The sequence below is a fragment of the Ruminococcus sp. CAG:330 genome (assembly GCF_000437175.1).
Taxonomy (GTDB): domain Bacteria; phylum Bacillota; class Clostridia; order Oscillospirales; family Ruminococcaceae; genus Ruminococcus_C.
In genome coordinates this window covers 1-9682 of the sequence record NZ_FR898051.1, presented here as the reverse complement: position 1 = coordinate 9682, position 9682 = coordinate 1, and the positions used below count along the sequence as shown (strand labels likewise).

Sequence of the window (9682 nt, the reverse complement as noted above, 5' to 3'; positions counted from 1 at the left end):
GCCGGTGCCGTTGGACTGGCAGCAGCCATTCAATATCTCAATACACTGGGCATGGAAAATGTCCATCGGGCAGAACAGGAACTGACTGCATACCTCATCAAGGGCATGCAGAGCATTCCCCATGTGCACCTGTTGGGTTCGGCTCGGCCGGACAACCACACAGGAATTGCATCTTTCACAGTGGATCGTGTACACCCGCACGATATCAGCGAAATTCTCAGCAGCGACGGCATTGACATTCGTGCCGGTCACCACTGCGCACAGCCGCTGCACCAGCATCTTGGCATTCCGTCAACTGCACGGGCAAGTGTCATGTTCTACAATACTGTTGCAGAGGTGGACCGCTTCTTGGAGAGCGTGGCAAATATTCGAAAGAGGATGGGATTTGGCGATGAATAACTTTTATAATGAGATTCTCACAGAACACAATGTCCGTCCGGAATTTAAGTTCGATCTGCCGGATGCAACGCTCAAGCTGGAGGGTGTCAATCCCAACTGCGGAGATGACATCTGGCTGAACCTAAAGGTCGAGGACGGCGTGATTCAGGATGCGTCTTTCAGCGGTGACGGCTGCGCAATCTCACAGGCATCTGCAGATATCATGATCGGCATGATCCTGGGGAAAACCAAAGAAGAGGCGCTACACCTGTCTGATCTGTTCCTGAAAATGATCAAAGGAACTGCAACCGAGGAAGAAATTGAGGAGCTGGAAGAGGCTTCTGCTCTGAAAGATATTGCGCATATGCCGGCAAGAGTAAAGTGCGCCGTTCTGGGCTGGCGTACCCTGCGGGAAGCACTGGAAAAAGCAGAATAAATGCAGGAATAAGAACTGGAAAAATCGGAGCTGCACATTCGATTTCCCAGTTCTTTTGTGTATCAGAACATACACATGTGACATAATAATAAAAAAAGCAGGAGGACTTCGCATGTATAAAAATATTGAAAAGCAAACCAAACTGCAGCTGAAAGATTTGGTGGAATACCAGCCGGGACAGGTAATCAGCAAGACACTGGTACAGAACGAAAAGGTCAGCATGACCATCTTCTCCTTTGACAAGGGCGAGGAGATCTCCACTCATGCTGCCGGCGGAGATGCCATGGTAACTGTGCTGGAGGGAACAGGAAAATTTACCGTTGGGGGAGCGGCGTTCGTGTTGCAGGCTGGCGAGACCCTGATTATGCCGAAAGACATTCCCCATGCTGTTTTCGGACAGGAACGCTTTAAGATGCAGCTGATCGTTTCGTTCTAGCTTGTGTTTTCTCACAAAAACAATTGACATTTTCATGAAAATGTGTTACAATATAAAATGACATCATACGATCAATTGTTGGAGTGAGGAGGATATTCATATGTCATATTCATTTTTTCGCCGACTTGTGCTGCCGGTGCTTTTGACGGCATCGCTGCTGGTGCCGTCTGCTGCCAGCATTTCCAGCGCTGCTGCAACGCCGGATGCCTACCACGACGACTGGCTGCACGTTAACGACAACGCTGAAATCGTGGACAGGGATGGCAATCCGGTTTGGATCACTGGCTGCAACTGGTTTGGCTATAACGTGGGGAGTCAGGTATTCGACGGCGTTTGGTCGCAAAATATGCACGATATGCTGCGCCAGATCGCCGACCATGGATTCAACTTTCTGCGTGTCCCCATGTCCACTGAAATTCTGCTGCAATGGAAGAACGGCGATCCCGATCCGGCAACGCCGAAGGTCAACGAGTACTCCAATCCGGAATTGACGGTGGAGGGCGTGCAGGGCGGTAAGGTCAAGTATAGCTTTGATATCTGGAATCAGGCAGTGCAGTGGTGCAGAGAGCTTGGCATCAAGATCATGATCGACATCCACAGCGCTGAGACCGCCTCTGCCGGACATCAGATCAGCCTTTGGTATACAGACAAGTTCAGCACGGAAGACTGGTGCACAGCATTGGCGTGGTTTGCGGATTACTATAAGGATGATGACACCATTCTTGCGATCGACCTGAAAAACGAACCTCACGGAACGGCAGATGTGAAAGATAAAATGGCAAAGTGGGACGATTCCAAAGACCCCACCAACTGGAAATATGCGGCGGAAACTGCAGCTGCCTGCGTGCTGGAAAAGAATCCGAACCTGCTGATTATGGTGGAGGGAACCGAAGTATATCCCAAGGAGGGATACGACTGGACAGCGCCGAGAATCGACTATACCACCATGACGGAATATTATTATGGTACATGGTGGGGTGGAAATTTCCGCGGCGCAAAAAAATATCCCATCGACCTCGGCGAATACCAGAGCCAGCTGGTCTATTCGCCCCACGATTACGGTCCGCTGGTCTACGATCAGAAGTGGTTCTACGATGGCTTCACGCAGGAAACCCTGTTGAAAGATTGCTGGTATGACAACTGGTATTTCTTACAGGATGAGAAAGTGGCACCGCTGCTCATGGGCGAGTGGGGCGGATTTATGGACGGCGGAAAGAATGAGGCGTGGATGACTTATCTGCGGGACTTCATGATCGAACACCGCATCCACCATACGTTCTGGTGCTTCAACGAAAATTCCGGCGATACCGGCGGTCTGGTCTATGACAACTTCGGCAAGTGGGACGTGGAGAAGTACGCCCTGGTCAAGCCATCCCTGTGGCAGAATGACAGCGGTAAGTTCATCAGCTTGGATCACACCATTCCTCTTGGCTCGAATGGTATCTCCCTTTCCGACTACTACGGCAGCGGAAGCGGTACGACTGCATCGCCGGACAGCAAAATAATCGCAGGCGATGTGAACAGCGACAAGCTGGTCAACGGTGCGGATCTAACACTGATGCGGTTGAATATCACCAAATGGAAAAATCCGGATGATGTGCTGACTGCCAGCCCGCAGGACACCAACGGTGATGGCGTGTTCAGCGTTGCAGATGTGGTGCTCCTGTGCCGGTATCTGCTGGGGGAAGCGGTTATACTGACATCGTATTCCGGTTCGTAACAGAACACAAAGAAAACGGAAACTGTTGTACTGTTTTCAAATGGTACAGCAGTTTTTTTGTTTCACATTCCGCTTTTGGCGATAGCGCACAATTTCTGTGAAACGCCAGTTTTTTCACATTGCAGCATTTTTTCTGCTCCGCAGTTCTTTTCCGGAGAATATACGATTGTTATAATAAATCATGCAATTTTTATAGAAATTCGCAGTTTTTTGGATTATAATATCAATCGCAATTCAACGAAAAGGAGATTACAGTTATGGTCAATCATGAAGCTTCTGCGGAGTTTCGCAAAAAATTAATGCACCTGATGATCCCGATTTCTCTACAGCAGCTGATGCTGGCGCTCGTCAATGCATCAGATGCGTTTATGCTTGGATTTCTGAGTCAGGATGCGCTGTCCGCCGTTTCTCTGGCTGGACAGATTCAGTTTGTCTACTCCCTGTTTTTGTTTGCGATCACCGCCGGTGTGTCGATTTTTGCCGCACAGTACTGGGGCATCCAAGACCGTGATTCTGTGGAAAAAACGCTGGGCATCGGTCTGGCTGCATCGGTTTTGATTTCGCTGCCGTTTACCATTGGCGCCTCATTCTTTCCGGAACAGCTGATGCGGATTTTCGCCTCAGACCCTGTTCTGATCGAAGACGGCGCAGCTTATCTGCGTGTAGTTGGCATCTCATATTTCCTGCTGAGTATTTCCCAGATCTACCTGTGCATCCTGAAAAACTGCGGACACGCCGTGGAGAGTGCCGTCATCAGTTCCGTTTCCGTAGTCATCAACATTTTCCTGAACGCCGCTTTTATTTTCGGCATTGGCTTCTTTCCGGAAATGGGAATCGCCGGCGCAGCACTGGCAACTGTGCTTTCCAAGGTGATCGAGCTGTTCTGGGGACTCTCTGTGATGCTGAAAAAGGATTACATCAAGATTCGCCTGCGCTATGCCTTTGTTCAGGATAAAACACTGCGCAGCGACTTCTGGAAATACACACTGCCCATTCTGGGAGATGAACTGGTCTGGGGCGTTGGATTCACCATGTACTCCGTCATTATGGGACACATGGGAAGTGATGCTGCTGCTGCCAATTCCATCGCCAACATTATCAAGAATCTGGTCATTTGCTTCTGCACTGGTATTGCCACAGCCGGCGGTATCATGGTGGGCGGACTGCTGGGACAGGGCGAACTGGAAAAGGCAAAACTCTACGGCAAAAAAATTACCAAGGCCTCCATTCTTGCCGGTGCCATTGCCGGCGGGCTGATTCTCTGCATCATTCCGTTTGTTTCCCACTTCTCCACATTGACTGAAACGGCACAGCATTATTTGCGTGTGATGCTGGTGGTATGTTCCTACTATGTCATCGGAAAGTCCATCAACATGACTGTCATCTCCGGAATCTTCCCCTCCGGCGGAGATTCCAAGTTTGGCTTCTTCTGCGACAGCGTGACTATGTGGTGTGTTACGGTTCCAATTGGTTTGCTTACCGCTTTTGTGCTGAAGCTTCCGGTGCTCGCTGTCTACATTCTAATCAACGTGGATGAGATCATCAAACTGCCGGCAGTCTACCGGAACTATAAGAAATATCGCTGGGTAAAAAACCTCACACGGCAGAAAGCTATTTCCTGACCTGAAAGGGCTGCGTCATGTACACCATTGAACTGATGGACAACAAGTCCGAAATCATTCGCTACAATGTCCCGCACATGCCGATCAAAGTTTCGGCATCCCGGCAGGAGGACTATCCCTCGCTCTCTGTTGTCAACCACTGGCACAACGACTTTGAATTTATCTACGTCTGCCGTGGAACTATGTGGTACAGCGTTAACGGAGAACCCTGCCCTCTTGAGGAGGGACAGATGATTTTTGTCAACTCCGGACAGATGCACTATGCATTCTGGGATAAGCCTTGCAATTGCGAATTTCAGTGCACCATTTTCCATCCCTCCATCGCCACCCATGAGAGTACACAAGAACAGATGGACTACATCCTGCACAACTCTCCGCCGTACTTGATTTTGCATCCGGAGGTGTTGTCGGAAAAAGAACTGATCGATCTGGTGCTGGAATTGTACCGCAGTGCACAGAAGCAGGAGGGTGCATACGCACTGCAGCTCTACAGCTGTATCTACCGCATTTGCTATCGTTTGTGGGAGAAGATGCAGAACGTCGTCAATCCATGGGAACCAAACGACAGCAAGCAACTGGAGGCAATGCATAAGATGGTGGGATTCATCCAGCAGAACTACAGCAGTAAGATTGCTTTACAGGATATCGCAGCCGCCGGATTTGTCTGCCGCAGCAGCTGCTGTTCCATCTTCAAGCGCTACCTGAATCAGACTCCCGTGTCCTACCTGACCGAGTACCGCATTTCCAAAAGCATTGAACTGCTGGCGGATTCCTCCCGCAGTATGACGGAAATTGCATGGAAGTGCGGGTTCAGCGGCTCCAGCTATTTCACGGAGACATTCCGAAAACGTCTGGGATGTACACCGACCGAATATCGGGAAAAGCGTCTGGCGCAGACCCACCAGACAAAACAAGTATTTCCTTAATCCCAATGCCGTTCCGTTTTTTTGCGGGGCGGCATTTTTGGATTTGTAACTTTTTTTCAAACAGACACCCCTCTGTCTGCGGATTGTGCTATAATAGAAGCAGAAATGAGGTGTCATTCTACAATGATAGAATCTGAAAAAAGCAACCGTATGCTGGAGATTTTCTTCCGTGCGCTGCATGGGGAGGCGATTTCATCAAAAGCCCTTGCACAGGAATACCAGGTTTCCACCAAGAGCATCGGCAGAGATATCAGTCGCATCCAGAATTTTCTGGTAGAAAACCGCAGCCTGATGCAAAATGCAGAACTGACCTACTCGCACAAGGAAAAGGCATACTGTCTGACCAGCGACGAATTTTTGAAAAACAAGGAACTGTTTGCGCTGGTGGAGGTGATTCTCGGATGCCGCTGTTTTCAAAAAGAAGATGCTCTGAATCTCATCACAAAGCTAAAGCGTTTCACCACCGTGCAAGACCGCAAACGTTTGGAAAAGCTCATCCAAAAGGAGGTCTACCATTACCACGAGGTGCGGTCCGACTGTGCTGCTGTTATCGACACGCTTTGGAAGCTGATTCGTGCCATCGACCAAAAACGGCTTGTCACCATTACGTATTATAAGATGAATCGGGAGGAAGTCAAGCGGAAGATTCGTCCGGCATCTGTGATGTTCAGCGAATACTATTTTTATCTCATCGCTTATCCAGCGGAGGATGCTGTGTGTGTGGCACGCTATTTCCGTGTGGATCGCATCACCTCCATGACGGAGCATCGGGAACAGTTCCATCTGGAACAGGAGTACGATTTTGATGAGGGCGACCTGCGGGAGAAAAACCAGTTCATGTTCCCCGGCAAGACAGAGAAGATCCGGTTTTCCTTTTCCGGCCCATCCGTGCAGGCAATCCTGGACCGGCTTCCCACCGCAAAAATCGTGGAGAAAGACGGTGCGCTCTGCATCATCGAGGCGGAGATCAACCATGGCAGAGGCATTCTCATGTACCTGCTCTCCCAAGGCTCGTGGGTCAAGGTGATCTCTCCGCCGAGTCTGGTGCAAGAGATGCAGGAGGAACTTCAAAAAATGCAGCAGAATTATTCTGAGGGATTGTAACGCTCGCAGAAATGTGGTATAATAACCAAAAGGAGTTGGTTGCATGGAAGAAAAACGTGTTCGTGATTCGTATTCTGAGCAGGTGCAGATTCTGACACAGGCGAACATCAACGGCTATCACCGGCTGTTCGGCGGACAGCTCATGGAGTGGATCGACATTGTCGCAGCGGTGGTCGCCAGACGGCATTCCGGAAAAAACGTGACCACAGCCGTAGTGGATACCCTGACATTTCAGGCACCGGCACACGCCAATGATACCGTCATCATCTGCGGTTATATCACCTATGTGCGCCGTACCTCTATGGAAGTGTGCACTAAGACCTATGTGGAAAATCTGAACGGCACCCGAATGCTGATCAACACCGCCTATCTGGTGATGGTCGCCTTGGACGACGAGGAAAAACCTACAGAGGTGCCACGGCTGCGCCTGGAAACGCCGGAAGAGGAGGCGGAGTGGAACGCCGCAGAAAAGCGGGCGCAGCTTCGAAAACAGCGCCGAAAGGAGAACTTTTGATCATGGAATATCAGATTGCAGACCATCGCATTTTCTGTGAGGATGCCGCAGGAAAGCTTCTGGCAGAAATCACATTTCCGGATGCGGATGCCCAAACGGCATGCATCGACCACACATTTGTGGACGATTCGCTGCGTGGACAGGGCGTGGCCGGTGAATTGGTGCGCCGTGCCGTTGCGCTCCTGACGGAGCAGGGAAAACAGGTGACGGCCACCTGTTCCTATGCGGCTCACTGGCTGGAAAAGCATCAGAAATAACAAAAAGCACTGTGCAGCATGGAAGCGTTCCACTGCACAGTGCTTTTGTTTTGGTTTGATTGATGCGCTTAGAGCGTCAGGAACAAGGAGGAGAACAGGATCAGCAGCATGCAGAGCGGGCAGATGTACCGAATCATAATGCGATACATGCCCTTTGCACGGAACATCGTGTTCTTGGAAATTTCGTCCTCCACATAGGTGGTTTTGGCAACATAGCCGATCAGAATGCAGGTCATCAGCGCAACGATTGGCATCATAATGTTGTTGCTGATGTAGTCGAAGAAATCGAGGAACTGCATTTTGAAAATAGTGAAATCTGACCAGATGCTGTATCCGAAGATGGACAGCATTCCCAGCAGGAACGAAACGCCCACAACCAGCAGACAGCTGGGCAGACGTTTCCATCCCAGACGATCCTGAATCATGGAAACAACGGTTTCCATAAGGGAGATGGAAGAGGTCATGGCTGCCAGCACTACCAGCAGGAAGAATACAACTCCCACGATCTGACCGCCTGCCATGGAATCAAAGACATTTGGCAGGGTGACGAACATCAGTCCGGGACCAGCATTCAAAGCGTCCCGATCTCCGCCGGAAAAGACGAATACTGCCGGAACAATGATCATTCCCGCCAGAAATGCAACGATGGTGTCAAACACTTCGATCTGCCGAACCGACGTTTCAATGTTGTCCTCTTTCCGCATGTAAGAGCCGTAAGTGATCATGATGCCCATTGCCAGGGACATGGAGTAGAACAGCTGCCCCATGGCAGCGATAACCGTTTTGATCGAGAATTCCGAGAGACTGGGACGTACATAATACACCAGACCATCCAGCGCACCCGGAAGTGTCAGCGTGTAAATGCTGATGCCGATAATCAGCGCTAAAAGAACGGGCATCATAACCTTGCTAACTGTTTCGATGCCCTTTTGAACACCAAAGATGACAACAATTGCAGTCAGAGCAATGAAAATCGCAAAGAACAGCGTTGTAGCTCCTGCACCGCTGATGAAATTGGCGAAGTAGCCGTCCTCTGCTGCGGCGTGTCCCGAACCGCTTGCAAATGCTGTCAGGTATTTCAATACCCATCCGCCGATGACGCAGTAATAGGGGAGAATGATAACCGGAATTGCGCCGGCGAGCCATCCCAGCGGCTTGAACCGTTTGTCGATTTTCGTGTACGCCTGCATAACGCTCTTTCCGGTTCGTCTGCCAATGGCGATTTCTGTAATCATCAGAGAGAATCCAAAGGTCACCGCCAGAATGAGATAGACCAGGAGGAATATGCCTCCGCCGTATTTTGCGGCGAGGTAAGGGAATCTCCAGATATTTCCCAACCCGACAGCCGAACCCGATGCTGCCAAAACAAACCCCAGCTTAGAGCCGAAGCCGTTTTTCTCTTGCTTTTTTGTGCTTTTCATACATACATCCTTTCTTTTTCCGTTTCTTCTGAAACCGCAAATTGTATTTATTATACTATATTTTATCCGGAATGTCAATCAATTTGCGCACTGCTATTTCGCCATGCCGTCATAACGGAACCTCATTTTTTATTTTGCCTTCATTTTTTTGTCTTGAAATTTCTAAGATTATGCGGTATTCTAAACATGGTGCCGGCAGAAAATACCGGTATATTTCAAATATATTCAGGAGGAATGAACCATGAGAAAAAATCTCGGAGTAAAGTCTTATTTATATCCGATGCCGGTTTTGATCATCGCTTCTTATGACGAAGCTGGCAAAGCCGATGCCATGAACGCTGCATGGGGTTCTGTCTGCGACAGCGACAAAGTCGCACTGTACCTCAGCCACAAGCACAAGACTGTGAAAAACATCCTCGCACGGAAAGCCTTCACCGTAAGCATGGCAGATGCTGCTCACGTGGCAGAAGCCGACTATGTGGGAATCGTTTCCGGAAACGATACGCCGGATAAGATGGAGAAGTCCGGTCTGCACACCGTAAAGAGCGACAAAGTGGATGCGCCCATGATTACGGAGCTTCCGCTGACGCTGGAGTGCAAGCTGGTGAGCTACGATGCAGAGTCGGAGTGCATGATCGGTGAAATTGTCAATGTCAGCGCAGACGAAGCCATTCTCAGCGCAGACGGCACGATCGACCTCACCAAGTTCCAGCCCATTGCCTTTGATCCGGCAAACCACACCTATTTGAAGCTGGGCGAAAAGGTTGGCAACGCATTCAGTGACGGCGCAAAGCTGAAGTAATCGAAAAAATAATTGTGATACTTAGAGCTTGTGTTCATAGGCGTCTATCTACGTCTTTTCGGCAAA

At 49.8% G+C, this 9682-nt stretch carries 11 protein-coding genes (1 of these 11 cut by a window edge); 10 read left to right on the top strand and 1 reads right to left on the bottom strand.

The window, feature by feature from the left end:
- The 9 genes from QZL66_RS06265 to QZL66_RS06225 form a co-directional block, all read left to right on the top strand.
- Positions 1 to 399: the final stretch of an aminotransferase class V-fold PLP-dependent enzyme gene (locus QZL66_RS06265; protein WP_022410879.1), read on the top strand. 849 nt of this gene lie to the left of the window's left edge; the window shows 399 of its 1248 coding nt (coding positions 850-1248); the start codon falls outside the window, past its left edge; its stop codon occupies positions 397 to 399.
- Positions 392 to 814 (top strand): Fe-S cluster assembly sulfur transfer protein SufU, encoded by a 423-nt coding sequence (sufU, locus tag QZL66_RS06260; protein ID WP_022410878.1) that lies wholly within the window; start codon positions 392 to 394, stop codon positions 812 to 814. Before QZL66_RS06265 ends, sufU begins: the two co-directional genes overlap by 8 nt.
- Positions 815 to 926: 112 nt before the next feature.
- Entirely contained in the window at positions 927 to 1250 is a 324-nt protein-coding gene (locus tag QZL66_RS06255) for a cupin domain-containing protein (protein ID WP_022410877.1), read from the top strand.
- Between the two features lie 100 nt (positions 1251 to 1350).
- The gene (locus QZL66_RS06250) at positions 1351 to 2970 is read left to right on the top strand and encodes a cellulase family glycosylhydrolase (RefSeq protein ID WP_022410876.1); all 1620 of its coding nucleotides are present in this window, start codon (positions 1351 to 1353) and stop codon (positions 2968 to 2970) included.
- Between the two features lie 257 nt (positions 2971 to 3227).
- On the top strand, positions 3228 to 4592 hold the full coding sequence (locus tag QZL66_RS06245; RefSeq protein WP_022410875.1) for an MATE family efflux transporter: 1365 nt from the start codon (positions 3228 to 3230) through the stop codon (positions 4590 to 4592).
- A gap of 17 nt (positions 4593 to 4609) precedes the next feature.
- Positions 4610 to 5518, top strand: coding sequence for an AraC family transcriptional regulator (locus QZL66_RS06240; RefSeq protein WP_022410874.1), 909 nt, complete (start codon positions 4610 to 4612; stop codon positions 5516 to 5518).
- 123 nt (positions 5519 to 5641) lie between these two features.
- On the top strand, positions 5642 to 6622 hold the full coding sequence (locus tag QZL66_RS06235) for a helix-turn-helix transcriptional regulator (RefSeq protein WP_022410873.1): 981 nt from the start codon (positions 5642 to 5644) through the stop codon (positions 6620 to 6622).
- Positions 6623 to 6665: 43 nt separating this feature from the next.
- Positions 6666 to 7136, top strand: a complete 471-nt coding sequence (locus QZL66_RS06230) for an acyl-CoA thioesterase (RefSeq protein WP_022410872.1) — start codon at positions 6666 to 6668, stop codon at positions 7134 to 7136.
- Positions 7137 to 7138: 2 nt separating this feature from the next.
- On the top strand, positions 7139 to 7393 hold the full coding sequence (locus QZL66_RS06225) for a GNAT family N-acetyltransferase (protein WP_022410871.1): 255 nt from the start codon (positions 7139 to 7141) through the stop codon (positions 7391 to 7393).
- A 68-nt stretch (positions 7394 to 7461) separates the two neighbouring features.
- On the opposite strand, the gene QZL66_RS06220 is transcribed toward QZL66_RS06225, so the two are convergent.
- On the bottom strand, positions 7462 to 8814 hold the full coding sequence (locus tag QZL66_RS06220) for a sodium-dependent transporter (protein ID WP_022410870.1): 1353 nt from the start codon (positions 8812 to 8814) through the stop codon (positions 7462 to 7464).
- Positions 8815 to 9055: 241 nt separating this feature from the next.
- Between QZL66_RS06220 and QZL66_RS06215 the strand changes: the two genes are divergently transcribed.
- Positions 9056 to 9616 carry a flavin reductase family protein gene (locus tag QZL66_RS06215; RefSeq protein WP_022410869.1) on the top strand — a complete coding sequence of 187 codons (561 nt, stop codon included), beginning with the start codon at positions 9056 to 9058 and terminating at the stop codon, positions 9614 to 9616.
- The last annotated feature ends 66 nt before the right edge of the window (positions 9617 to 9682 follow it).